Source organism: Ruegeria atlantica (genome assembly GCF_013032005.1).
GTDB lineage: Bacteria > Pseudomonadota > Alphaproteobacteria > Rhodobacterales > Rhodobacteraceae > Ruegeria > Ruegeria atlantica_A.
Window position 1 is genome coordinate 176,167 of record NZ_WQBE01000005.1, and the last position, 24,507, is coordinate 200,673.

The 24,507-nt window shown below is 57.4% G+C and carries 28 protein-coding genes; 11 read left to right on the forward strand and 17 right to left on the reverse strand.

Features of this window, described 5'->3' with window-relative positions; all coding sequences use genetic code 11:
• Nucleotides 1–35 precede the first annotated feature (35 nt).
• Together GOX21_RS11715 and GOX21_RS11720 are read left to right on the forward strand one after the other, a co-directional pair.
• Complete coding sequence (locus GOX21_RS11715) at nucleotides 36–488, forward strand: Lrp/AsnC family transcriptional regulator (RefSeq protein WP_170350285.1); 453 nt, start codon at nucleotides 36–38, stop codon at nucleotides 486–488.
• Between the two features lie 116 nt (nucleotides 489–604).
• Complete coding sequence (locus GOX21_RS11720; protein ID WP_170359905.1) at nucleotides 605–1,183, forward strand: PA14 domain-containing protein; 579 nt, start codon at nucleotides 605–607, stop codon at nucleotides 1,181–1,183.
• A 36-nt stretch (nucleotides 1,184–1,219) separates the two neighbouring features.
• Here the strand turns inward: GOX21_RS11720 and GOX21_RS11725 are convergent, their stop codons facing one another.
• The gene (locus tag GOX21_RS11725) at nucleotides 1,220–2,179 is read right to left on the reverse strand and encodes an L-malyl-CoA/beta-methylmalyl-CoA lyase (RefSeq protein WP_170377399.1); all 960 of its coding nucleotides are present in this window, start codon (nucleotides 2,177–2,179) and stop codon (nucleotides 1,220–1,222) included.
• Between the two features lie 295 nt (nucleotides 2,180–2,474).
• On the opposite strand from GOX21_RS11725, the gene dgcN reads away from it, so the two are divergent.
• From dgcN to GOX21_RS11740, 3 genes are all read left to right on the forward strand, one after another.
• Complete coding sequence (dgcN, locus tag GOX21_RS11730) at nucleotides 2,475–3,476, forward strand: N-acetyltransferase DgcN (RefSeq protein ID WP_170350288.1); 1,002 nt, start codon at nucleotides 2,475–2,477, stop codon at nucleotides 3,474–3,476.
• Between the two features lie 63 nt (nucleotides 3,477–3,539).
• Nucleotides 3,540–4,505, forward strand: coding sequence for an N-acetyl-D-Glu racemase DgcA (dgcA, locus tag GOX21_RS11735; RefSeq protein ID WP_170377401.1), 966 nt, complete (start codon nucleotides 3,540–3,542; stop codon nucleotides 4,503–4,505).
• Between the two features lie 76 nt (nucleotides 4,506–4,581).
• The gene (locus tag GOX21_RS11740) at nucleotides 4,582–5,442 is read left to right on the forward strand and encodes a D-amino-acid transaminase (RefSeq protein WP_170377403.1); all 861 of its coding nucleotides are present in this window, start codon (nucleotides 4,582–4,584) and stop codon (nucleotides 5,440–5,442) included.
• Between the two features lie 44 nt (nucleotides 5,443–5,486).
• On the opposite strand, the gene GOX21_RS11745 is transcribed toward GOX21_RS11740, so the two are convergent.
• The 3 genes from GOX21_RS11745 to GOX21_RS11755 form a co-directional block, all read right to left on the reverse strand.
• Nucleotides 5,487–5,801, reverse strand: coding sequence for a DUF1244 domain-containing protein (locus GOX21_RS11745; protein WP_170377405.1), 315 nt, complete (start codon nucleotides 5,799–5,801; stop codon nucleotides 5,487–5,489).
• A gap of 105 nt (nucleotides 5,802–5,906) precedes the next feature.
• On the reverse strand, nucleotides 5,907–6,146 hold the full coding sequence (locus GOX21_RS11750) for a DUF6868 family protein (RefSeq protein ID WP_170359919.1): 240 nt from the start codon (nucleotides 6,144–6,146) through the stop codon (nucleotides 5,907–5,909).
• Nucleotides 6,147–6,232: 86 nt separating this feature from the next.
• Complete coding sequence (locus tag GOX21_RS11755; protein ID WP_170377408.1) at nucleotides 6,233–6,970, reverse strand: N-formylglutamate amidohydrolase; 738 nt, start codon at nucleotides 6,968–6,970, stop codon at nucleotides 6,233–6,235.
• 133 nt (nucleotides 6,971–7,103) lie between these two features.
• On the opposite strand from GOX21_RS11755, the gene pyk reads away from it, so the two are divergent.
• Entirely contained in the window at nucleotides 7,104–8,549 is a 1,446-nt protein-coding gene (pyk, locus tag GOX21_RS11760) for a pyruvate kinase (protein ID WP_170377410.1), read from the forward strand.
• A 48-nt stretch (nucleotides 8,550–8,597) separates the two neighbouring features.
• Here the strand turns inward: pyk and GOX21_RS11765 are convergent, their stop codons facing one another.
• The gene (locus tag GOX21_RS11765; RefSeq protein WP_174818870.1) at nucleotides 8,598–9,041 is read right to left on the reverse strand and encodes an Lrp/AsnC family transcriptional regulator; all 444 of its coding nucleotides are present in this window, start codon (nucleotides 9,039–9,041) and stop codon (nucleotides 8,598–8,600) included.
• Nucleotides 9,042–9,239: 198 nt separating this feature from the next.
• Here GOX21_RS11765 and GOX21_RS11770 point away from each other — a divergent pair, with 198 nt between their 5' ends.
• The 4 genes from GOX21_RS11770 to rplT all read left to right on the forward strand — a co-directional run bounded on the left by GOX21_RS11770 (nucleotide 9,240) and on the right by rplT (nucleotide 12,005).
• The gene (locus GOX21_RS11770) at nucleotides 9,240–9,677 is read left to right on the forward strand and encodes a universal stress protein (protein ID WP_170359925.1); all 438 of its coding nucleotides are present in this window, start codon (nucleotides 9,240–9,242) and stop codon (nucleotides 9,675–9,677) included.
• A 14-nt stretch (nucleotides 9,678–9,691) separates the two neighbouring features.
• Nucleotides 9,692–11,242, forward strand: coding sequence for an alanine/glycine:cation symporter family protein (locus tag GOX21_RS11775; protein ID WP_170377412.1), 1,551 nt, complete (start codon nucleotides 9,692–9,694; stop codon nucleotides 11,240–11,242).
• Between the two features lie 182 nt (nucleotides 11,243–11,424).
• Complete coding sequence (gene rpmI / locus GOX21_RS11780; protein WP_010443552.1) at nucleotides 11,425–11,625, forward strand: 50S ribosomal protein L35; 201 nt, start codon at nucleotides 11,425–11,427, stop codon at nucleotides 11,623–11,625.
• Nucleotides 11,626–11,639: 14 nt separating this feature from the next.
• Nucleotides 11,640–12,005, forward strand: coding sequence for a 50S ribosomal protein L20 (rplT, locus tag GOX21_RS11785; protein ID WP_152457001.1), 366 nt, complete (start codon nucleotides 11,640–11,642; stop codon nucleotides 12,003–12,005).
• Between the two features lie 124 nt (nucleotides 12,006–12,129).
• On the opposite strand, the gene GOX21_RS11790 is transcribed toward rplT, so the two are convergent.
• The 3 genes from GOX21_RS11790 to GOX21_RS11800 form a co-directional block, all read right to left on the reverse strand.
• A complete protein-coding gene (locus tag GOX21_RS11790; RefSeq protein WP_170377414.1) occupies nucleotides 12,130–12,792 on the reverse strand; it encodes a hypothetical protein in 663 nt (220 codons plus the stop codon).
• Nucleotides 12,793–12,909: 117 nt separating this feature from the next.
• Nucleotides 12,910–13,365 carry a hypothetical protein gene (locus GOX21_RS11795; RefSeq protein WP_170377416.1) on the reverse strand — a complete coding sequence of 152 codons (456 nt, stop codon included), beginning with the start codon at nucleotides 13,363–13,365 and terminating at the stop codon, nucleotides 12,910–12,912.
• Between the two features lie 122 nt (nucleotides 13,366–13,487).
• Nucleotides 13,488–14,879 (reverse strand): aminotransferase family protein, encoded by a 1,392-nt coding sequence (locus tag GOX21_RS11800; RefSeq protein ID WP_170350299.1) that lies wholly within the window; start codon nucleotides 14,877–14,879, stop codon nucleotides 13,488–13,490.
• 221 nt (nucleotides 14,880–15,100) lie between these two features.
• Here GOX21_RS11800 and GOX21_RS11805 point away from each other — a divergent pair, with 221 nt between their 5' ends.
• Complete coding sequence (locus tag GOX21_RS11805; protein ID WP_170377419.1) at nucleotides 15,101–16,729, forward strand: acyl-CoA synthetase; 1,629 nt, start codon at nucleotides 15,101–15,103, stop codon at nucleotides 16,727–16,729.
• On the opposite strand, the gene GOX21_RS11810 is transcribed toward GOX21_RS11805, so the two are convergent.
• From GOX21_RS11810 to hmgA, 9 genes are all read right to left on the reverse strand, one after another.
• Complete coding sequence (locus tag GOX21_RS11810; protein ID WP_170377421.1) at nucleotides 16,726–17,067, reverse strand: DOPA 4,5-dioxygenase family protein; 342 nt, start codon at nucleotides 17,065–17,067, stop codon at nucleotides 16,726–16,728. The genes GOX21_RS11805 and GOX21_RS11810 overlap by 4 nt on opposite strands.
• An 89-nt stretch (nucleotides 17,068–17,156) precedes the next feature.
• Nucleotides 17,157–17,795 (reverse strand): maleylacetoacetate isomerase, encoded by a 639-nt coding sequence (gene maiA, locus GOX21_RS11815; RefSeq protein ID WP_170377423.1) that lies wholly within the window; start codon nucleotides 17,793–17,795, stop codon nucleotides 17,157–17,159.
• Between the two features lie 4 nt (nucleotides 17,796–17,799).
• A complete protein-coding gene (locus GOX21_RS11820) occupies nucleotides 17,800–17,997 on the reverse strand; it encodes a DUF2783 domain-containing protein (protein WP_170350302.1) in 198 nt (65 codons plus the stop codon).
• Between the two features lie 4 nt (nucleotides 17,998–18,001).
• A complete protein-coding gene (locus tag GOX21_RS11825) occupies nucleotides 18,002–19,612 on the reverse strand; it encodes an FAD-dependent oxidoreductase (protein WP_170377425.1) in 1,611 nt (536 codons plus the stop codon).
• Between the two features lie 136 nt (nucleotides 19,613–19,748).
• Entirely contained in the window at nucleotides 19,749–20,699 is a 951-nt protein-coding gene (locus GOX21_RS11830) for an MBL fold metallo-hydrolase (protein ID WP_170377427.1), read from the reverse strand.
• Nucleotides 20,699–21,175 carry a DUF2059 domain-containing protein gene (locus GOX21_RS11835; protein ID WP_170377429.1) on the reverse strand — a complete coding sequence of 159 codons (477 nt, stop codon included), beginning with the start codon at nucleotides 21,173–21,175 and terminating at the stop codon, nucleotides 20,699–20,701. The genes GOX21_RS11830 and GOX21_RS11835 overlap by 1 nt, the downstream gene beginning before the upstream one ends.
• Nucleotides 21,176–21,203: 28 nt before the next feature.
• Nucleotides 21,204–22,460: a fumarylacetoacetase gene (gene fahA / locus GOX21_RS11840; protein WP_170377431.1), complete on the reverse strand. Its 1,257-nt coding sequence runs from the start codon at nucleotides 22,458–22,460 to the stop codon at nucleotides 21,204–21,206.
• Between the two features lie 22 nt (nucleotides 22,461–22,482).
• Nucleotides 22,483–23,106, reverse strand: a complete 624-nt coding sequence (locus GOX21_RS11845; protein ID WP_170377433.1) for a LysE family translocator — start codon at nucleotides 23,104–23,106, stop codon at nucleotides 22,483–22,485.
• Nucleotides 23,107–23,113: 7 nt separating this feature from the next.
• A complete protein-coding gene (hmgA, locus tag GOX21_RS11850; protein ID WP_170377435.1) occupies nucleotides 23,114–24,469 on the reverse strand; it encodes a homogentisate 1,2-dioxygenase in 1,356 nt (451 codons plus the stop codon).
• Nucleotides 24,470–24,507: the final 38 nt, after the last annotated feature.

A 24,507-nucleotide genomic window follows, 5' to 3' on the forward strand; every position in this document is an offset into this window, starting at 1 on the left:
CGTTTTTGTGCGTGTTTGGGGTAATTACACAATTAATGGCGAAGATTGATCACATAAATCAACAAATATTGCGCGCGCTGACAGGTGACGGCCGTATCAGCAACCTGGAACTGGCGGACCGCGTTGGCCTGTCGCCCTCGGCCTGCTTGCGTCGCGTGCAAGAACTTGAGCGCGCTGGCGTGATCACCGGCTACCGCGCGGTATTAAGCCCGAAAGAACTGGGCGTAGGGTTCGTGGGGTACATCGGCGTTGGATTGGGAGAGCATACCAAAGCCGCGCAGGAAGGTTTCGAACGGGCCGTGCAGCATGCGCCCGAAGTGATCGAATGCCACAATATCACCGGCACCATCGAATACTTGCTGCGTGTGGAATGCGCTGATCTTGCCGAGTACAAAACCTTTCACACAGAGGTGCTGGGAACCCTGCCGCATGTGACGTCGATCACCTCCTACGTGGTGATGGATTCACCCAAGGATTTGCGCGCCTGACAGGGAAATTGTGAATTTTAACTGTCTTGCGGGGAAAATCCTCACATCCTAGTGTCACAGCAATGGGAAAACCAAAATGGGGCAAACCCCTCTTATGCCGTCACAGGGAGACGATCATGAAACTAATCAAAGCCGGTGCGCTTGCCGCAGCTATGGCATTGATTGCCGGAGCGGTAGCGTCAGCGCCGCTTAAGCTGCAACCTGCAAACCCACAACCCAGCCCGCAGGCCGGGTTGAATGTGAAATACTATGGTACAGGCAATCAACACAAGAAGATCCGAGATCTGAGCCAGGCAAAAAGCCTGCTGTCTCAAGCGCAACCCGGAACACCGTTGCGGGGGTTGGATTACAGGGACACCAGCAAGGGTGAGGACGTCATGACATTCGACGGCGCTTACAACGTTGCTGCCGAAGTTACTGGGTATATGCGGTTCGACTCGCCGGGGATTTACGAGTTGGAAACGTGGTCAAATGACGGGATTGAGGCTTCGGTTGGTGGTCAACAGATTGGCCGCGTAACCGGTATTCAAGGCTGTGAAGCCAATCAACGTACCGAAGTAGAAGTGCCCCAAGCGGGCTGGTATCCGTTGAAGATCATCTATTTTCAAAAATTGGGATCCTCTTGCCTGATGATGAAATCGGGCAAACAAGGCGAAAAACTCACCTGGGTGCCCAACGACATCTTCGGGCGGTAACAAGAAGGCGCCCCGCGGGGCGCCTTTTTTTGGCCATTAGCCAGCGGCGATCAGTTCCGCTTGCGCCACAATCACTTCGGCCTGTTTGATCGACGCGATATCGACCAGACGCCCTTTGTAGACGGTCGCGCCTTCGCCATTGGCCTTGGCCTGTTCCATTGCCGCCAGGATTTCGCGCGCTTCCGAAACAGCCTCGTCCGAGGGGGTAAAAACCTCGTTGGCCAGTGCGATCTGCTTGGGATGGATCGCCCATTTGCCGACCATACCCAGCGTGGCTGAGCGTTTGGCCTGTGCGATGTATCCCTCATCATCCGAGAAGTCACCAAACGGCCCGTCCACCGGCAGCACGCCATGGGTTCGGCAAGCGGCGACGATGGCCGCTTGTGCCCAATGCCAAGGATCGGACCAGTGCTTTTCGCCTTCGCGCAGCATGTAATAGTTTTCCTGCGTTCCGCCGATGCCGGTGGTCTGCATGCCCATCGATGCCGCGAAATCCGCCGCACCCAGACTCATCGCCTGCATTCGTGGTGACGAGGCCGCGATTTCCTCGACATGGGCAATGCCTGCGGCAGATTCGATGATCACTTCGAAGGATACCGGCTTGGTGCGGCCCTTGGCGCGTTCGATGGCGGTAACCAGCGCGTCCACGGCATAGACATCTTCGGCGCAGCCGACCTTGGGGATCATGATCTGGTCCAGACGGTCGCCAGCCTGTTCCAGCAGATCCACAACGTCGCGATACCAATAGGATGTGTCCAGTCCGTTAATGCGCACGGACATGTACTTGTTGCCCCAATCCACGGTGTTCAGCGCCTCGATCACATTGGCGCGGGCCGCGTCCTTGTCCGACGGCGCCACCGAGTCCTCAAGATCAAGGTTGATCACGTCTGCCGCTGACGCGGCCATTTTCGGAAACAGCTTGGTGTTCGATCCAGGCCCGAACAGCTGGCAACGGTTGGGGCGGGCGGGGGCGGCGGGTTGAAGGCGAAAGCTCATCTGGACCTCGTGCGAGAAATGAAATTACAATTTTTCTGCTCATTGAGGTATTAAATTGCGTGCTTATGCGCAAGCGTCTTTATGCAAGTGCGGCATTGCGTTCGCAGCATTTGCCGCGGAAAGCGATCAAACTGGTGATTAAAGTTTAATCACTGTGAAAACTTGAAAGAATATTTCAGTAAATGAAGAACTCGCGCGAAAATTTCCCACCAATGGCAACTATGTCAGGCGAAAACGCAAAGCACTCGTCAGGCGCGTCCCATAGGCTGCGCCGGAATCAAAGGAGTGAACCGCAATGATCGAGACACCGTACCTGCTGTTTTTGGGCGATGCGCCCGACCAATTGGCGGCCAAAGTGGCAGTTGGCATCAAAGACTGGCGCCCGGAAAACGCTGTGGGCCAATATCGGATGGACGGCTGCAAGGCCGATCTGGGCCTGACGGACATGACCCTGACCGAAGCAAAAGAGGCGGGCGCTAAGACTCTGGTCATCGGTGTGGCCAACCGCGGCGGCGTGATCAGCCAGGAATGGAAAAAGGTTCTAGTGATGGCGCTGGAGGAAGGCTTTGATCTGGCGTCTGGCCTGCACAACCTGCTGCGCGACGAGCCCGATCTGGTTGCGGTTGCCGAGGCCACGGGCCGCAAGCTGCATGATGTGCGCGTTCCCGAGGTCGAGTACCCGATTGCAAACGGCATCAAACGCAAGGGCAAGCGGTGTCTGGCAGTTGGCACGGATTGCTCGGTCGGCAAGATGTACACGGCGATGGCGATGGATGCCGAAATGCGCAAGCGTGGCATGAAATCCACCTTCCGTGCCACCGGCCAGACCGGTATTCTGATCACCGGTGACGGTGTGCCGCTGGACGCCGTGATCGCTGACTTCATGGCCGGATCGGTCGAATGGCTGACACCCGACAATGACGACGACCACTGGGACTTGATCGAAGGGCAGGGATCGCTGTTCCACGTGTCCTACTCCGGTGTGACCATGGCGCTAATCCACGGCGGCCAGCCGGACGCACTGATCCTGAGCCACGAACCCACCCGTGAGCATATGCGCGGTCTGCCGACCTATACTTTGCCGACGCTTGAAAACCTGCGCGACACCGCGCTGGCACTTGCCAAGGTTGCAAACCCTGATTGTCAGGTCGTGGGTGTCTCGGTCAACACACAGCACATGAGCGAAGAGGACGCCATCGCCTATCTGGCGAAGGTCGAGGCCGATATGGGTCTACCCGCCACTGATCCGTTCCGCTTTGGTCCGGGCAAACTGGTCGACGCGCTGGCTGCGTTGTGATCAATAGACCCCGCCAGAGGACTCTCTGGCGGGGAAATCTTGAATGAATAAAGGAGTGGGCGCGTGCAGATTGACGTCTCTCGTGATGTATTCCGGTTGGCTCAGGTCTTTACGATCTCGCGCGGGTCTAGGACCGAAGCGAATGTGCTGACTGTACGTGTATCGGATGGCGCGCATCAGGGGTGGGGCGAATGTGTGCCCTACGCGCGGTATAATGAGACGCTGGAGTCGGTCGAGGCCGAAATTGCCGGTTTGCCCCAGACGTTTGATCGAGCGCAGTTGATGGATCTGTTGCCCGCTGGTGCCGCCCGCAATGCGGTAGACTGTGCGCTGTGGGATCTTGAGGCGAAGCGCGCCGGAAAACGTGCATGGGAACTGGCCGGACTGCCCGCGCCCGGCCCAGAGATCACCGCCTACACCTTGTCGCTGGACACGCCGGAAAAGATGCAGGCACAGGCGGCTGAGAACGCGTATCGTCCGCTGTTGAAGATCAAGCTGGGCACGCCAGACGACATGCCTCGTCTGGAAGCCGTACGCGCAGGTGCCCCTGACGCCAAGATCATCGTCGACGCCAATGAGGGCTGGTCGGCGGAAGTCTATGCCGATCTGGCACCGCATCTGGTGCGGCTGGGAGTTGCGCTGGTCGAACAGCCTCTGCCAGCCGGGGAAGATGACGCTCTGATCGGGATGGATCGCCCGGTGCCGGTGTGTGCCGATGAATCGTGCCATGACCGCAGTAGCCTGCCCACGATGAAGGGCAAGTATGACGTGGTAAACATCAAGCTCGACAAGACCGGCGGTTTGACCGAGGCGCTGGCCCTGCGTGAACAGGCGCTGGCCGAGGGTTACAAAGTTATGGTCGGATGCATGGTCGGCAGTTCGCTGGCTATGGCGCCCGCGACACTGCTGGCGCAGGGTGCGATGGTAACAGACCTTGACGGCCCGCTTCTGTTGGCCGAAGACCGCGACAACCCGCTGAATTTTGATGATGCCGGAGTGCATCCGCCTTTGGCGGCGCTCTGGGGGTGACGAACGCCCGGAAAATGATCCGGTGGATCATTTTCAGAAAGGAACGGGCGAAGCCCTGAGACGAAAAGGATATGACATGACCCGCACCGTTTACGTGAATGGCGAATACCTGCCTGAAACCGAAGCCAAGGTTTCCATTTTTGACCGTGGTTTCCTGTTCGCGGATGCCGTTTACGAGGTCACCAGCGTTCTGGATGGAAAGCTGATCGATTTTGAAGGCCATGCCGTGCGCCTCAAGCGGTCTCTGGACGAGTTGGAGATGGCCGAACCTTGCACCAAGGATGAGCTGCTCGAGATTCACCGCAAGCTGGTTGAGCTGAACGGCATCGAAGAAGGGCTTGTGTACCTGCAGGTCAGCCGTGGATCGGATGGCGACCGGGATTTCGTGTTCCCGTCGGCGGACACCAAGCCCAGTCTGGTTCTGTTCACGCAGAACAAGCCGGGCCTGGCCGACAGCCCGGCGGCGAAAATGGGCGCCAAGATCATCTCGATCGAGGATATCCGCTGGGGTCGCCGCGATATCAAGACTGTTCAGCTGCTGTACCCGTCGATGGGTAAGATGATGGCCAAGAAAGCGGGCTGCGACGATGCATGGCTGATCGAAGACGGCTATGTCACCGAAGGCACCAGCAACAACGCCTACTACGTGAAAGACGGCAAGATCGTCACCCGCCCGCTGTCGACGGACATTCTGCACGGCATCACGCGTAAAGCCGTGCTGCGCATGGCGGCTGAGGCGCAGATGGAAGTCGAAGAACGCCTGTTCACCATCGACGAAGCGAAAGAGGCGGACGAAGCCTTTACCACCTCGGCCAGTGCCTTTGTCATGCCGGTGGTTGAAATTGACGGTGTAACGCTGGGGGATGGCACGCCGGGCCCGATCGCCAAACGGCTGCGTGAGATTTATCTGGACGAAAGCCGCAAGGCAGCGATCTAAAGCAAAGGCCCGCCGGATTGGCGGGCCTTTTTCGTTTTAGGTGATTAGTCTTTTTTCCCAACATTCTCTTCAAACGCGACCTTGAAGGCGGCCTGTTTTTCAGGGCTGGCGTCGGTCTGATAGTTCGCCTTCCACTCATCCATGGTCATGCCGTAGAAAATCTGGCGGGCTTCGTCCTTGCCCATTTCGATGCCCTTTTCATTGGCGGCTTCCTGATACCAGCGCGACAGGCAGTTGCGGCAGAACCCGGCCAGATTCATCATGTCGATGTTCTGAACGTCAGTGCGGTCTTCCATCAGGTGCTTTTGCAACCGGCGGAACGCGGCGGCCTGAAGTTCGATTTCGGTTTGCTTGTCCATTGTCGGGCTCCCAATGCGTGTCGTTTGCCTGACCTAACAATCCGAAGGCGTCGTTACAATAAACAGGAAGGGCCAGCAGGCCCTTCCCAGCGATCGATTTCGGTTTTAAGCCAGCTTCAGGGCCAGCCACGGCATCAGGCAGAATACGATGGTCAGTATCTTGTAGTTGGCCAGATACCGGAAATAGGCCCTTTTCGCATCGCCAGGCTCCATCTGGAACATCCGGCCGTGTATCTTGGCAGCCCAGTCCTGTGAAACAACGATCATCAGAGTAGTGAACACCAGAAGGGCGAGGTTAAGGACCGTCATCCAGCCGAAGACGGTCGTCAGGAATTCCTGAGTCATGGTCGTCTCCTTTCCCTTAATATATGGGGGCTCGGGATACCCTCACAATAACGTGAGACCCGGAATCGACCTTATTTGACCTGACGTCAAAGACCGCTTTCGCCCAAAGCGTCCTGCAGGATTATGGCCAAACGCTCTGCCCATTCACGCTGTCCGGCATTGTCCGCGATCAGATCATTACGCAGCTCGATCAAGGCGTTAGGGCGACCATGCGTTGTGCAGTGCCGATCAATTGCGTCACCGGGCAGCACGCCAGTATAGGGCTCGTTGACACCAACACACAGGTCTGCTTCGGCCCCAAGACGGTCGATCAACGGGCGCGAGAACCGTTCATCCGGAGTGTGCAGCACTCCGATATGCCATGGGCGTGGGTCGCGGCCACGCAGTTGGCGGGTGAAGGAGTGCATCGACACGATCACCGCATGCGGCAGGCCCGCCATACGTTCCAGCGCCTCGTGATAGGGGCGGTAGCACATGTTCAGGCGCCGTTCACGCTCAGACGCGTCTGCGTGGCGGTTGCCGGGGATGATCGAACCGTCATACAGCTTCATCAGCAGGGTGGGGTCATCCTCACCCCGGTTGGGATCAATCACCAGACGTGAGAAATTGGCAGCAATAACTGGCGCGTTCAGGATCTCTCCCAATAGCTTTGACACCTCATACGCGCCCACGTCATAGGCGATGTGACGCTCCATATCCTCGCGCGGCAGGCCGAGGTCTCCGCCGTTGATTTCGGGGGGCACCGTGTTGGTTGCGTGGTCACATGTGATCAGCCAGCGCGAGGGGCGATCAGCGCCGTGGATAAAAAACGGGGAATACGTCATAAGCCTGTCATCTAGTTTGCCGCAGGTGTAGGGCAGTTGCTTCGGAAAGGGAATTGCGCAATAAGCAGCCTGATGCAATGTTTGCGGTAACATTTGTGCGATTCAGACAGAAGACGTGAGGAGAGAAATACCAATGCGACGCCTGAGAAATGTAAAAATCGTGGCGACGCTGGGACCGGCGTCCAATGATTATGACACCATCCGTGCGCTGCACGAGGCCGGGGCAGATGTGTTTCGTCTGAACATGAGCCACGGCAGCCATGATGAGATTCGCGAACGTCACCGGATCATCCGACAGGTGGAAAAGGATCTGGAAAGCCCGATTGCGATTCTGGCTGACCTGCAAGGGCCCAAACTGCGCGTGGGTGAGTTCGCCAATGACGCCGAAGAACTGGAAGAGGGCGCAGCCTTCCGTCTGGACCTTGACGCTACACCGGGGGACAGAGGCCGCGTTTGTCTGCCGCATCCCGAGATTTTTGCCGCACTTGAACCGGGCGCGCGGTTGTTGGTCAATGACGGCAAAATCCGCCTGATCGTTCAAGATTGTGGCAAGGAATTCGCCAATTGCACGGTGGAGGTCGGAGGCACGATATCGAACCGGAAAGGTGTGAACGTCCCCGATGTGGTTCTTCCGTTGGCCGCGCTGTCTGAAAAAGATCGCGATGATCTGGAGTTTGTCTGTAAATTGGGCGTTGACTGGCTGGGGTTGAGCTTTGTTCAGCGCGCCAAGGACGTCTTTGAGGCCCGCGCACTGGCTGATGGCCGGGCCTCAATCCTGTCCAAGATCGAAAAACCGGCGGCAGTTGAGGCATTTGATGAAATACTCGATGCCTCGGACGGGATCATGGTGGCGCGAGGTGACCTGGGGGTTGAATTGCCGATCTCTGCGGTGCCTCCGATCCAGAAACGTCTGGTCAGGCGGTGCCGCGCGGCAGCCAAGCCGGTGATCGTGGCCACTCAGATGTTGGAGAGTATGATCGAAAGCCCGATGCCAACGCGAGCCGAGGTTTCGGACGTCGCGACAGCGATTTATGAAGGCACTGATGCCATCATGCTCAGCGCTGAGTCGGCAGCGGGATCGTATCCGATAGAGGCCGTGCAAACCATGAACAAGGTCGCTATCGAGGTCGAGGCCGATCCGACCTACACCCAGATCATCGCTGCCTCGCGCACCGCAAAGGGCACCACAATTGCTGACGGGATCGTGGCAGCTGCGCGTGAGATTGCTGAAAAGACAGACATCAAAGCCATTTGTTGCTTTACCCAAAGCGGCACAACGGCGCTGTTGACCGCGCGGGAACGTCCCGGTGTGCCGATCATCGCCATGACGCCCGCCACCGGAACCGCGCGGCGCCTGTGCCTGAGCTGGGGTTGCCATTGCGTGATGACGCCCGAGCTTGAGCGCTTTAAGGGTGCCGTTGTCAATGCTGCTCGAACGGCCCGCGCTGCTGGGTTTGCGACCGAGACCGATCAGATTGTGGTCACCGCTGGGGTGCCGTTCAACGTACCCGGAACCACTAATATCCTGCGTATTGCGCCCTGTGACGAACGTTTGATTTATAACACAGATCCGGGCTGATGAACTTGCCTCAACGTGCATGCTGCCTCCTGGCAGACAGGTCACTTGTCAAGCGACAGGGCTTTTTACGATCTCCATTACAGTAAATGAGCTGGTCTGGTGAATTCCAGGCAGCTTATTTATTTTCTCACCGAGGATATCGCGGAAGTGCGTGATATCCCGCGTGCGGACTGTCAGGAGATAGTCAAACGATCCCGCCACCATTAAGCAGCTTTCAATTTCTGGAATATTGCGGACAGCGTCATTGAACCTGCCAAGAGATTGCTCAGCCGTCGCGGCCAGTGAAACCTGCACAACGGTGACCAAGGCTAGCCCCATTCGCTCTTTATCGACGATGGCACAATAGCCTTTGATGTACCCGTTTTTTTCCAAGCGCTTGACCCGCTCGGAACAGGGGGTATTGGTCAGGTTGACACGTGCCGCAAGATCGACGATCGACAACCTTCCGTTGATTTCCAGCTCTTGCAGGATGCGTTGGTCTATTTTGTCCAATTCTCTATCGATCAGTAAAAATCCCTGAAATTTTAGTGCAAGACGACATTTTTCACTGAATATAGACTAAAATAATCCCCAATTCCTAGTGATTATTCCTGATACTTATCTGAAGACAGCTGCGTCAATGTGTTCCAAGTTTGGCTGTCTTGTCGAGGGCACGGGCCTCGACCCAACGAAAAAAATTGGAGAACCGACATGACAACAAAAATTGTCATTGGACTGGACGGGACAGAGACCGGGGAGCGCGCGATCGCTTTTGCCAAGGATTTGGCAGGGCGCATCGGTTCATGCGAGTTGCTTGTGGTTTATGTGATCGAATGGTCCCCATTTACTTTTCAGACACCTGAAGAAAATGCCCTGCGCCATAAGCGGCGCGAGGAAGAGGTCGAATTGGCCTCGACACGGATCGTCACCCCTGCGGTGGAAGCTTTGAACGCGGCCGGTTTTACGGCCCATGGCATTGTACGCCATGGTGACGTGGCTGAAACGCTGAACGCGATCACGGTTGAAAATGGTGGTACCCAGATCGTAGTCGGGCGCGCCTCGGCGGATGGGTTCAAGAAACGGCTCTTTGGCAGCTCGACCCAGAATCTGGTCATGCATGCCGATGTACCGGTCACCGTTGTGAACTGAGCGGAGGGACGAGAATGAATATGCTTAAAAAACTGGGCTTTGCCACAGCGGCTGCCCTGTTCGCCAGCCCCGCTTTAGCCCAAGAGGCGCCGGGTCTGGACGACAAGATCAACCAAGCCTTTGCTGATTTCACCGGGCCGTTCGTTAGCTTTATCTTTGCCCCGTTTCCGGGCACTAGCTTCCCTTGGATCGTGGGTTGGCTGGTCGTCGCGGCCACAGTGTTCACGCTGTATTTTGCCTTTGTGCAGCTGCGGTTCTTTAGTCACGCGATCAGCCTTGTGAAAGGCGACTATTCCGATCCCAACGATGCGGGTGAGGTCAGCCACTTTCAGGCGTTGGCCACGGCGCTTTCAGGAACAGTCGGTTTGGGCAACATCGCTGGTGTGGCGGTGGCCGTCGGGATCGGCGGGCCGGGTGCCACGTTCTGGATGATCGTCGCGGGCCTGCTGGGCATGGCGTCGAAATTCACTGAGTGTACGCTGGGCGTGAAATACCGCAACGAATACGACGACGGCACCGTTTCCGGTGGCCCGATGTATTACATGTCCAAAGGGTTCAGTGAGCTGGGCTTGCCGGGCGGTAAGATACTGGCTGTTCTGTTTTCGATCTTCTGTATTCTTGGCGCGCTGGGCGGGGGCAACATGTTCCAGGCCAATCAGGCGCACCAACAGATTGCAGGCATTGTCGGGGATTATCCGGGCTGGATTACAGGCCTGGTCTTTGCCGGTATCGTGTTTGCAGTGATCGTGGGCGGCCTGAAGTCCATCGCGCGCGTCACCGAAAAGGTCGTGCCGTTCATGGGTGTTATGTACGTGGCGGCAGCACTAGTGATCATCATCATGCACGCAGACCAGATCGGCTGGGCCTTCAGCCAGATCTTTGCGGGTGCCTTCACTGGCCTCGGCATCGCAGGCGGTATGGTTGGGGCGCTGATCCAGGGCTTCCGCCGTGCGGCGTTCTCGAACGAGGCGGGCGTTGGTTCAGCTGCAATTGCCCACTCGGCCGTGCGGACCAAAGAGCCCATCACCGAGGGCTTCGTGTCGCTGCTTGAGCCGTTCATTGATACGGTCGTGATCTGTACAATGACTGCATTGGTGATCATCATCACTCAGCAGCTGATCATCGACCCGGAAACCGGCCTTTACATGCTGACCGAAGATGGTTCGGCTATTGCCACCGTTGACGGTAATTCGGGTGTCAGCCTGACGTCTGCGGCGTTTGGCAGTGCGTTCAGCTGGTTCCCCTATGTTCTGGCGATCGCGGTGGTTCTGTTTGCCTTCTCGACCATGATCAGTTGGTCCTATTATGGCCTCAAGGCCTGGACTTATCTGTTCGGCGAAGGACACACCAAAGAGCTGGTGTTCAAGGTCATCTTCTGCATCTTCGTTGTCATCGGTGCGGCGGCCAACCTTGGTCCGGTCATCGACTTCTCGGATGCGGCGATCTTTGCAATGGCGGTTGTGAACGTCTTTGCGCTCTACTTCCTGATGAAAGTGGTGCGCGAAGAGCTGGCCAGCTATGCATCCCGCCTGAAAAGCGGCGAAATCCGCAAATTCGAGCACTAAATCACTCCACCGGGGCAGCCAACACTGCCCCGGTGCCTGACCACCCTGCGAAAAGCGCAGATTCTGGTCAAAACCCCCTTGCCAGTATGGAAGAACTTGCGTAAACGGCGCTTCTGATCGCGTGACCGGCCAATGTGGCATGCCGAGTCGCGTCAAGTACCGAACCCCGAAAGGAGACGGAAATGCCTAAGATGAAGACAAAGTCGAGCGCCAAGAAGCGCTTTAAGGTGACTGCGACCGGTAAGGTCCTTGCTGGCCAGGCCGGCAAACGGCACGGCATGATTAAGCGGACCAAGAAATTCATCCGCGATGCCCGTGGCAACACCACCCTGTCCGCCCCCGACGCCAAGATCGTCAAGGGCTACATGCCCTACGACCGCTAAGAGGAGATTAAGAGATGTCCCGCGTTAAAGGTGGAACCGTAACTCACGCCCGTCACAAGAAGGTCATTAAGGCAGCCAAAGGTTACTATGGCCGCCGCAAGAGCACCTTCAAGGTTGCCCGTCAGGCCGTCGACAAGGCCAACCAGTACGCAACCCGCGACCGTAAGAACCGCAAGCGCAACTTCCGCGCGCTGTGGATCCAGCGTATCAACGCTGCTGTCCGTTCGCATGACGAAGCACTGACATATTCCCGCTTCATCAACGGCCTGAACCTGGCCGGTATCGAAGTGGACCGCAAAGTTCTGGCCGACCTGGCCGTGCACGAACCGGAAGCGTTCGGCGCGATCGTCGCCAAAGCTCAGGCCGCTCTGACTGCCTGATCCTCTGAAAAGAGACAGTGAATGAAAGGCCGTCCCTTTGGGGCGGCCTTTTTTTGCAGCTGAACCCTGGCTAGGTAGCCCTGAACCCATTTTGGGCTGCAACGATACCTTCCGTTTGAAAGCATCATTCATCAGTGTTCACCCACACTTCAAGCGTTGCCTCGCCCCAGGTGATACAGTCAGAAAGGCCATTGCATTCTTCGGGTAGACGCCCTTTTGTTGTTCTGTTTATCCATCGCGACTGTCGGAAACTAACGTTCGCAATGCCATCCTGAGTCAGCAACTCTCCTGATTTGGAAAACTCGTGTCCGTCGATCGGATTTAAGGAGACTTCATTACCGCTCAGCATAGTGAAAACGAGAGAGGTATCACTGTGGGTCTCGGGATTCTTCAATTCAGCTCGGACGTTACAAACATTTTGTATGGTAGAACCATTGCCCGCCCTTCGGGTGCCGGTGAGGATTATAACCCGCTGGCCTACCGTAGAGTTTATTTGCATTCTATTGCCGACAAGTTGCCAGTAATTCCCCTCGGACGGTCGTTTGGATTCGACTTCCTGAAAGCCAAGTTTTTCAAACTGTTCGATTGTTTTTTGGGTGTCTGGAAAACTTGCAAGGCAAGTCGAACTGAAAACAGAAGCAAGTTGCCTGAACTCAACCGTTCCAGTCGAAGGCATCACTGTTAACGGCGGTTCTTCATTTTTTGGTGTTGTTGAGCACGCCGAGATGAAGGTTAGAGCCAGTGAAAGATACACGGAGTAGCGTTTTAAGCTGCTGTCAGCCTTCATTCTCAAACTCCCGGTAAGAGCAAACTTACGTGATCGTGCAAGAGGAATGAAATGCATCATGCACAGGATTGGGGAAAACTTAGTTTATCATTTTCATGTCTAACGCATTCGGCGTGGCTAGTTGCCCTTCTTCACCAATTGTGCAGCGAAGGCCACGCCCGTGCCCGGCCCGGCATAGGTGACCATGATCACGTCATCCAGATAGACACCGTTGAAAATCCCAGCCGAGACGTCATCCCCCGATATCCCGGCCTCAGCCAATACGAACCGGGTGGGGTCATCCAGGCTGAAGGTGCCCATCGCCTCTTCGACGATCCATTCCTTGTCCCCAATGCGGCGCCAGCGGTTGGTGGCAGTGATAAGGTTGCCGTCCAATTTGGTGACTTCCAACTCCATCTCGGTCTGCAGCAGGCCCTTCTCGTGGTTGGGGTTCGATTTGGCGAAGGCCACCAGATAGGTGCCATGCCATGTACCGACGATCTGAGGGAAGCCGCTGCCGTCTTCGGCACTGGCGGGGGCTGCAAGGGCTAGCACAAGGGCGGCGGCAATGCTGCGGAAAAGGTTGAGTGTCATGGGGCGATCTCCTGCAAAGGGTGCCTTCAGGCTACCCGAGTTCTGGAAATTGGCAAACCATGGTTTAGAAACAAAAAAACCGGCGCCGAAAGCGCCGGTTTTCATAAGCTTTGTGCAGCGACTTAGCCGAACACACGACCCAGCGCGCCGTCGACGGCGTCGGTGATCTGGTCGATGTCATCTGCCGTTGCGATCAGCGCGGGCGAGAAGCACAGCGTGTTGTTGCGGCTGGGGATCGAGCGGTTGGTGGCACCAATGATGACGCCTTGCGCCATACAATCAGCCACAACGGCCTGAACCTTTTTTTCGTCCATCGGCTCTTTGGTTGAACGGTCTGCGACCAGCTCGGCACCCAGGAACAGGCCCTTGCCGCGCACGTCGCCGATGACCTTGTGCTTTTCCATCAGCGCCTGCAGGTTGCCCATCATACGGTCACCCATGTCGGCGCAGTTGCCCAGCAGGTTTTCGTCCTGAATGATGCGCATGTTTTCAACCGCAGCTGCCGGGCCGGCGGTGCAGCCACCAAAGGTCGAGATGTCGCGGAAATAGCTCATCGGATCAGCGGCATCGTCCTTGAACATGTCAAAGACTTCCTCGGTGGTGACCATGCAGGCAATCGCCGCATAGCCCGAGGCAACGCCTTTGGCCATGGTCACGAAGTCCGGCTTGATGCCGTATTGCTGATAGCCGAACCAAGTGCCCGTACGACCGACGCCGCAGACCACTTCGTCGATATGCAGCAGCACGTCGTACTTCTTGCAGATTTCCTGCACGCGCTGCCAATAGCCTTCGGGCGCTTCGATCACGCCGCCGCCTGCGGTTACCGGCTCAAGGCACAGTGCGCCAACGGTGTCGGGACCTTCGCGCAGGATGACCTCTTCGATCTGATCTGCGGCCCAGACGCCAAAGTTTTCTTCGGGCGCGCCGTCCAGCTCGTGCTTGCGGTACTCCATGCAGTGGGGCACGCGCACGAAATCGGGCGCGAAGGGGCCGTACTGGGCGTTGCGCTCGTCCTGACCGCCTGCCGACATGGTCGCCAGGGTCGAGCCGTGATAGTCACGGTCGCGGTACAGGATTTTGGTCTTTTTACCGCCATAGCGCTTATGCGCGATCTGACGGACCATCTTGAAGGCCTTCTCGTTCGCCTCAGAGCCCGAGTTGGTGTAGTACACCCGGCTCATGCCCGGCATTTTGTCGATCAGCATTTCGGCAAAGATCGAACCGGGGATCGAACCTGCGGTATTGGCGAAATAGCACAGCTTCATCAGCTGTTCGTAGACCGCCTTACAGATTGATTCGCGGCCATAGCCAACGTTGACGGTCCAAACACCACCGGACACGGCGTCCAGATGCTCTTTGCCCTTTTGATCCCAAACGCGCATGCCCTTGCCTTCGACAATGATGCGTGGGTCATTGGTTTCAAAGGGTTTATGCTGGATCAGGTGATGCCAGATGTGGGCGCGGTCGGCTTCGACTACGCGGGAAAGATCGTTTTCGTTGAACGTGCCGTCCATGACATGTCCTTTCAATAAAGCTCGTTGCACGGATTGCAGGGGCTATCCCGAACCGGCAGATGTTTTCGATGGCTCAGATCACCTTGAATGGCCTGTCGGAGATAGGGCCAGATTGCACCATCCCGTATTGCCAGTCCATTCCAGAGACGTATTTTTACGGGTTTGTCAGGGGCTCAACTTTGTGCTCAATTCGCGCAAATCGCGATTGGGAGGATCAGCGGATGGGAGCCACACAAATTTACGAGCGTCATCTGGACAAATGCCGGGCCAACTATGTGCCGTTGTCCCCGTTGAGCTTTCTCGAACGCACAGCGCAGGTTTACCCTGATTACCCCTCGGTTGTGTATGGTGATCGCCGGTATAGCTGGGCAGAGACCTATGCCCGATGCCGCCGTCTGGCCGGCGCATTGGTCTCACGTGGAATAGGGCAGGGCGACACTGTGTCGATCATCGCCGCCAATATCCCTGAAATGTACGAGGCACATTTTGGCGTGCCCATGGCCGGTGCCGTTTTGAACGCGATCAACACGCGATTGGATGCGGCGATCATTGCCTTCATCCTTAATCATGCGGAATCCAAGGTGCTGCTGGTCGATCCCGAATTTTCGGGTGTGGTGAAAGAGGCTCTGAAACAGATCGACCACGACCTGCTGGTCATTGATATCGAAGACACCAGTTTTGAGGGCGGGGAAAAGTTGGGCAACCTGACCTATGACGCCTTGCTGGCAGACAGCGATCCGGAATTTGAGTGGTCCTTGCCCAAAGACGAATGGGACGCGATCACGCTGAATTACACGTCCGGGACAACGGGCAATCCGAAAGGCGTGGTTTATCACCATCGGGGTGCCGCGCTAAACGCGCAGTCGGATCTGTTGGATTGGGATATGCCGAAGCATGCAGTCTATTTGTGGACTTTGCCGATGTTCCATTGCAATGGCTGGTGTTTTCCATGGGCGATGGCGGCCAATGCGGGCGTTTCGGTCTGTCTGCGCGCGGTGCGTGCTGAACCGATCTATGCAGCCTTCAGGGATGAGAAGGTCACACATTTCTGCGGCGCGCCAATTGTGCTGAATATGCTGGCCCATGCACCGGATGAGTTGAAAGACTTTGATCATCAGATCAAGGTGATGACTGCGGGTGCTCCGCCCCCTGCCGCCGTGATTGAAGCGATGGAGGCCATGGGGGTCGAGGTGACCCATGTGTATGGTCTGACCGAGACCTATGGCCCATCGGTGGTCTGCGCCTGGAAAGACGAATGGAACACCAAGGATGCACAGGAACGCGCGGCGCTGAAGGTGCGGCAGGGGGTGCGCTATTCGGCCCTGTCGGGCCTGATGGTGGCCGACCCTGAAACGCTAGAACCTGTACCTGCCGATGGCGAAACCATGGGTGAGATTTTCATGCAGGGCAACGTGGTGATGAAGGGCTATCTGAAAAATCCCGAGGCAACGGACAAAGCCTTTAACGGCGGTTGGTTTGCTTCGGGCGATCTGGGGGTGATGTATCCCGACGGCTATATCGCGCTTAAGGATCGGTCCAAGGACATCATCATTTCAGGGGGCGAGAATATCTCGTCGGTCGAGGTCGAAGGCATCCTGTACAAACACCCAGCAGTGATGGAGGCCGCAGTTGTGGCGCGACCGGACGAAAAATGGGGGGAAACCCCCTGCGCCTTTGTCGAGCTAAAACCTGACGCCACCGCGACCGAGGCGGAGTTGATCGCATTCTGCCGGGATAACATGGCCCATTTCAAAGCGCCTAAGACAGTGGTGTTCGGAACCTTGCCCAAAACCTCAACTGGGAAAGTTCAGAAGTTCGTGCTGAGGGATCAGGCGCGTACGCTGACCTAAGCGCCCATCTTGTCAAAGATCGAAAGGTTCAGCTCAAGCATCTCACCCATCCAGATGGCCCGGTCCCGATGATCCTCGAGGTGCTGTCCGGTTTCGGGGTGGGTGAAGATGGTCAGGCCCTGCCGGTTCAGCATCAGCCAGGGAATGACCTGATCGAACGCGTCCGGTGCAAAGGCCAGCTGGCAGCTCCAGCGTGGGTGAGGGCCGACATTGCGTTCATGCACGCGACCCATATCAATAGAAAACAGCCCTGCCGCTTCTTCGCAAACCCGTCGTGCGACATCCACAGTTTCCGCGTCAAAATAGACATGGGCGTGATAGCCGGTGATCTCGGGCATGGTGACCTCATCCATCTGTTTCACAGAAAACCTAGGTCGAACTTGCAGTCATTCCTATCCTCATCGGCACACATACCCTGTGCGCTGGGTTAAGTAGGGGCATTCGCATTCGGATGTGCCGCGGCAAAGGCGGGATGGTCGGCACAGGCGGCCTCGACTGCAAGGATGCGGGGCAGGTCGGACAAATCAACCTGCCAGCGCCGCGCATTATAGAGCTGCGGCATCAAGCACAGATCGGCCAGCCCTGGGCTGCTGCCCGTGCAATAGGGTGTCTGGTCAAATCCCGCCAGCAGCGTTTCAAACGCCAGCAGGCCGGGTCGGATGAAGTGGCGCATCCAATCGCCCGGCATCCCTTCGGCACCGTTGCTCAGCGTTGTGGCATATTGCGCCACCGACAGGTTGCAGACCGGGTGGATGTCCACCGCGATGGAGTGTGCCAGCGCCGTTGCCTTGGCGCGCAATGCAGGCTCGGCAGACAATAAGCCCAACCCCCGGCTTTGATCCAGATAGTCGATGATTGCCAAAGATTGCGTCAATCGCAGCCCGTCAATATCCAGCACCGGAACCAGCCCCTGCGGGTTACGCGCAAGATGGTCTTGTGACTTCTGGCCCCCGGCCTTTAGATCAACGAAGACAGGGCGATAGGCAATTCCCGCCAAATTCAGCGTGATGCGCACACGGTAGCTGGCCGATGAGCGCCAGAAATCAAAAAGAACCACTTCGCCCATTGTTTCAGGTCTCTCTTAGGGCCGCGGCTTCGACTGCCTGGTTCAGCACATCGGAGTCCCCGATATGGTTCGCCAAAACCAGAACCAGACGCGCGTTCAGCGCGTCGCTTGCGGATTTGTCCAACCCGTCATGGGCGGCCAGCAGTCCGGCATAGAAATCATCGGCATTGTCGAGATTGGGGGTGAGGATCAGATCAGTCATTTTCTTACTCCTTGCCGGTGGCCCGGCGGATCGCCTGCCGGAATGCGTTTTCTTCGTAGCTGTCACGCCGCGCGGCAACATGCTGATCGGGGCGGATCAGATAGACCGCGCTGGCGGCATCGCCCAGATACCGACGCTTGAGTTCCAGCGTCAGGTCATCCTTGACCGACAACGCAAGCCGGGTGGCTTCAACCCCGTCTTCTTCGATCCGCTCGGGGGCGTCGGCGTCAATGGTCAACAGGGTGAACTTGCCTGCCAATTTTGGCAACAAGAATTCATCGCCCAGCGGCGCATCCGGGCAGGCCGAGCCCGGTCGCGTGATATCCGGGCCGTCCAGTGCATCGGCTGAACTGAGCGAAGACCCCTGATAGGCGCAGGGTGTGCTCAACCGTCCGGAATTGACCAGAGGGCGGGCAAATTCGAAATGTTCGCTGAGGTCCAGAACCGCGTCCCGCAACAGTCGCGACATCTGGGATTTCGGCGTGATGAAGTCGGTAGAGCGACTGGATTTCGTGATATTCTCATCCGCTGCCTGCACTCGCTCGCGGCTATAGCTGTCCAGCAAAAGCTCGGGCGCTTTGCGGTCCAGAACCAGTTTCAATTTCCAGCACAGGTTATCAGCGTCCTGAATTCCTGTGTTTGCCCCAAGTGCCCCAAACGGGCTGACTTGATGAGCGCTGTCGCCGGCAAACAGAACTCGCCCATGGCGGAACCGCTCCATCCGGCGGCATTGGAATGTATACACCGATACCCATTCCAGATCGAAATCCACATCTTCGCCCAGCATCGCTTTGAGGCGGGGGATGACATTCTCGGGGCGTTTTTCGCGCTCTTTGTCGATGTCCCAACCCAATTGCAGGTCAATGCGCCAGACATTGTCGGGCTGCTTGTGCAACAGAGCCGACTGCCCGCGATTGAACGGCGGATCGAACCAGAACCAGCGCTCGGTTGGGAGATCGGCTTCCATCACCACGTCGGCGATCAGGAAGTTGTCTTCGAAGACGCGGCCATCGAAATCCAGCCCCAGCATGCGACGGGTCGGAGAGCTGGCACCGTCGCAGGCAATCAGCCACTCGGCTTCGACGTTATAGGGTCCCTCGGGGGTTTCGACCTCAAGCACCACGTGGGTGTCATGGGTGCCGATGGCCTCGACCTTGTTGCGCCCACGGATTTCGATGGGCGCGCCCGAAGCCTGCAATTGCCGCACACGGTCGACCAGAGCATTTTCGAAATAGTATTGCTGAAGATTGATGAAGGCCGGGTTTGCAAAACCCGTGTCGGGTTGCAGATTGAACTCATAGACCTGGCGATTGTCGAAATAGACCTTGCCGACATTCCACTGCACGCCCTTGTCCACCATGGGGCTACCCGCGCCCAGACGGTCAGCAATATCCAGTGTACGTTGCGAAAAGCAGATGGCCCGGCTGCCGAAGCTGACCTTGTCATTGTCATCCAACACCACGACCGGGACACCTTGCTGGGCCAGATCTATCGCAGTGACCAGCCCGACCGGCCCTGCACCGACCACAATGACCTTGTGTCGGATGGCGATGGCAGCGTCCTGATCCGGGCTGCGTTCGTAGGCGTAAAGTGGGACTTCGAAAATCTTGTTCATGGGTTCTCCCCCGATACATATGCGCGCAAGACGCAAATCTCCTGTCCTCTGACGCGGCCACGCCCGAGACCTTGCCCAATGCTTTCATTGATTTTTCCGACGCAAAACGATCTGGATCAAATGCGACGGAATGTCCTTAACTTTGCAGATCCGACCACATCTCAAGGTCGCGCTGTGCGGTCCAGATGCGTGGGGTGTCAATGCCGCGTGCCTCGTCATAGGCGCGCGCGACGTTGAAGGGCAAACAGTGTTCATAGATCGCATAGTCGGCGAATTTGGGGTCGCATTCAGCGCGCACAGCTTCCCAGGCCTGTTTTAAGGTGCCGCCACACGCAGCGACCCGTGCCGCCGGTCGGTAGGTGCTGTTGACGAAGTCGCGGGTGCTTTCAATCGCTGCGTTCACCATGTCTGCCCCGATCAGCGCATCTCCGCGCCCCGGGGCGATGGCATTCAGATCAAACGCCTTGATTGCGTCCAGCGTACCGCCCCAGTCGCCGAAATGCCCGTCACCGCAGTAGCAGGCGGAATGATATTCGACGATGTCGCCAGTGAACATCACGTTCTGGTCTGGCACATGAATCACGATGTCCCCGGCAGTGTGGGCGCGACCCAGGTGCATGAGGTCTACCCTGCGATTGCCCAGATAAACAGTCATCCTGTCCCGAAATGAAGTCGTGGGCCACGTCAGGCCGGGAATGCTTTCGTACCCTTCAAACAGGCGGGGAAAGCGCTGAAACTCGCTATCCCAATCCTCTTGCCCGCGTTCGGCAACCATAGCGCGGGCCTTGTCCGACATGATGATCTGCTGCGCCTCATAGGCACTGGCGCCCAGTACACGGACCGCGTGATAGTGCGTCAGCGCCAAATGTGTAATCGGCTTATCCGTGACCGAACGCACGCAGTCGATCACCTTGCGTGCCAGCCGCGGTGTGGCTTGTGCTTCGATAATCATCACGCTGTCGTCGCCGATGATTACGCCGGAATTTGGATCGCCCTGCGCTGTAAAGGCATATAGGCCCTCGCCAATTTCGGTGAACGAGATCGCCTTCTCAGAAAGATCTGATTGCGAGGCGAATGCCTTTGCCATCAGTTTGTTTCCTGCAGGATCTTTGCCAACTCAGGTGTGACTTGTAACGTCACGCGCTGCATGTCAGCGGACAGGGCTCCCATGGTTTGCTGCATGAACGGCTGCATTTTGCCCATGATGGCGCTGCCATACTCTGATCCGTAGAAATCGATCAATGCAGACAGTTCTTCGGCCGAGAACAAGTCAGCGCTGCTGTCGATCATCTGCTGTTCCAGTTTCGGACGCAGGCTTTGCATCGCGCCAGACATCACAACACCAATACGCTGCAACTGATCCTCCGTCACAGTAACGCCCGGCGGAAGAGTGGCCGCAACCTGCGCTGCCATACCTTCGGGTGAGAACATGTTGTCCATCATCAACTGCACATCCGGCAACTTCACATATTCCTCAGCTAAGGCTTGATTATCGGCGGCCAAGGCCGAATGGCTGAACCCGATGGCCAGTATCAGAAAAGCAACAAGAGTTTTCAGGGTCACGTTTGATCCAATCACGTTTGGGCACGTTTCATCGTGCATATGGGGTGTCGAGCGCGGCGAGAACGGTTCCGGTGCAATTGCCGAAACCAATCGTGTAACCGTCACCTTTGGCAGCACCCTTCAACTCTAACGTGTCGCCATCTTCGATGAAACTGCGGGTTTCACCGCTGTCCAGTGTCAGGGGTTCCTTTCCTCCCCAGCTTAGCTCCAGCAGTGAGCCGCGTTCGGGCTTGGTTGGGCCCGAAATGGTGCCAGACCCCAGCAGATCGCCGGTGTTCATCGGGCAGCCGGATGTGGTGTGATGCGCCAGTTGCTGCGCGGCTGAATAGTACATTTCCTTGTAATTGGTCCGCGCGATGGTTGTGGCGGCCTTGCCATTGGGCGCCATGGAGATTTCAAGATCGATATCATACAACATCGGGCCGCAATCTTTCAGGTGATCCAGCAGTTCGACCTCACGTTCCGGAGTGTCGCAGCGGAACGGCTCCAACGCCGCTTTGGTGACGATCCACGGGCTGATCGAAGTGGCCGTGGCCTTGGCCTGAAACGGGCCGAGAGGCTGGTATTCCCAGGCCTGGATATCACGCGCAGACCAGTCGTTCAGCAGGACGTAGCCAAAGATGCTGTCGTCAGCCTCCTGCACCGAGATCGGACCCTCCGACGGGGTGCCGACGATGGCGCCCATCTCAAGTTCGATATCGAACCGTGCCGAGGGGGCAAAGCGGGGCGTGTTGTCATTTGGCCCTTTCAGCTGACCCCACGGGCGGCGAATGTCCGTACCCGAGACAACAACTGATGACGCCCGGCCGTTATAGCCGATCGGGATGTGCAGCCAGTTCGGCGGCAGCGCGTTTTCCGGGCCGCGGAACATGGTTCCGACATTCTGGGCGTGATGCCGTCCCGCGTAGAAATCGGTGTATTCGCTGACGGCAAACGGCATGTGCATTTCAGCCTCTGCCTGCGCGATAAGCAGGGGTTCGACCTTGTCTTGCTCTTCCGACCCTTCGGTCAGCAAATCTGTCAGCCGATCGCGCAGGGCAGCCCAGACGGCGGGGCCTTGCTCCATCAGCGGGTTCCAGAAGGGCAGGTCAAACAGCGGCTCATCGGACAGGTCGATCAAACCCTCGGCTTCGGCCGTGGTGACATCCAGGATCAAGTCTCCGATGGCGACACCACAGCGGGGCTCGTCGCCCCCGGTCGAAAACACGCCATAGGGCAGGTTGTTCAGTGGAAAAGGGTGGGCCGCGTCATTGGCCGAGGCCACCCAGGATTTCATCAAAGGCATCTGTGATCCTTGTTTGTCTGATCTATTGCGCGTCGCGCAAGGATTTTAGCCCCAGCAAAAGCGCGGCCACTATCATGAACCCGCCCCCAGCCCGATCCAGCCACAGCCGCGCCGAACCTTTGAGCCGCAAAGCCAGCCAGCTGGCGCTGCCGCCATAGGCGGTCAAAAACAGCCCGTCGATGGTCAGATAGGTGGCAGAGAGGATTGCGAACTGCGGCCAGAACGGCAGCGTGCCGTCAATGAATAGCGGGAACAAGGCCGCGAAGAACACCACAGCCTTGGGATTGGCTGCTGAGGTAATAAAGCCCTGCATCCAAAGCGCCTTGCGGCTGGCTCGCGGCGCGGTCTGCGTGGTCTTGCGGTCCGCCTTTACGATCATCTTCACCCCAAGGAACACTAGGTAGGCCACGCCCAGCCATTTGATCACCGCCAGCGCTGTGCCCGAGGCCGCAATGATCGCGGCCAGACCAAACCCCGCAGCGAGCATTTGCAACAGATTGGCGGTCAGGTCTCCGGCTGCCGTGAACACGCCGCGTTTCAGGCCATTGGTTGCGGAATTGGACAGCATCAGCAATTGGCTGGGGCCGGGTGTGCTCATCAGCAGCAAGACGGTGATGACATAGGTGATCCAGATATCAAAGCTCATCTTAGCCTCACTTTTTGCCAGGGGTTCCGTCGAACTTTTTCTCAAGAGAGGTCCAGCAGTCAATGTAATCGTCCTGCAAGGGGGCCTCGTTGGCGGCAAAAGGCGTCAGATGTTGTGGAAAGCGGGTCTCGAACATGAAGGACATGGTGTTGTCCAGCTTGTCGGGGCCCAGGTTGGCTTTCGAGGCCTTTTCGAACGCCTCGCGATCCGGCCCGTGCGGCAGCATCATGTTGTGCAGGCTCATCCCGCCGGGAACAAAGCCCTGCGGTTTGGCGTCATACTGACCGTAGATGTTGCCCATCAGTTCTGACATGATGTTCTTGTGATACCACGGTGGGCGGAACGTATCCTCGGCCACCATCCAGCGTTCGCGGAATAGGACAAAGTCGATATTGGCCGTGCCCGGCTGCCCCGAGGGCGCAGTCAGCACAGTAAAGATCGACGGGTCGGGGTGATCAAACAGGATCGCGCCGACCGGGCAATAGGTGCGCAGATCGTATTTGTAGGGCGCATAGTTGCCGTGCCAGGCAACCACATCCAGTGGGCTTTGATCGATCTTCGTTGTATGGAACTGCCCGCACCATTTGACAGTCACGGTCGAGGGCACCTCGCGGTCTTCAAACGCCGCCACCGGCGCTTTGAAGTCTCGCGGATTGGCCATGCAATTGGCGCCGATCGGACCACGACCGGGCATCTCGAATTTCTGACCGTAGTTCTCGCAGACAAAGCCACGTGCGGGGCCTTCCAGTACCTCGACGCGATAGACCAGTCCGCGCGGGATGATGGCAATCTCTTTGGGTTCCAGATCGATGATCCCCAGCTCGGTGGCAAAGCGCAGGCGGCCTTCCTGCGGCACCACCAGCAGCTCGGAGTCGGTTGAGAAGAAGTAAGCATCCTCCATCGACTCGGTAACCAGATAAATATGGCTGGCCATGCCCACCTGCGTGTTCACATCGCCCGCCGTGGTCATCGTGCGCATGCCCGTCAACCAGGTCAGCCCCTGATCGGAATGAGGCACTGCATCCCAGCGATACTGGCCCAGGCTGATCACATCCGGATCAACGCAAGGCGCGGATTTCCAATAGGGCAGGTCGATCTTCTCGTAGCGATGCGAATGCTTGACCGAGGGCCGGATGCGGTAACACCACGTCCGCTCGGGCGGGTTGGCGGTAAAGGCCGTGCCGCTGAGTTGTTCTCCATAAAGGCCATAATTACAGCGCTGCGGGCTGTTCATTCCCTGTGGTAACGCGCCAGGCAAGGCCTCGGTTTCAAAGTCATTTCCAAAGCCAGGCATATAGCCTGCATGGGTGCCCACGGGCGTGCTGGCCTGGGTCATTTTATGCGGATCAGTCGGATGGTTCATCCTGTGTTCCTCCATTTGCTGCTTGAGGAATAATAGTT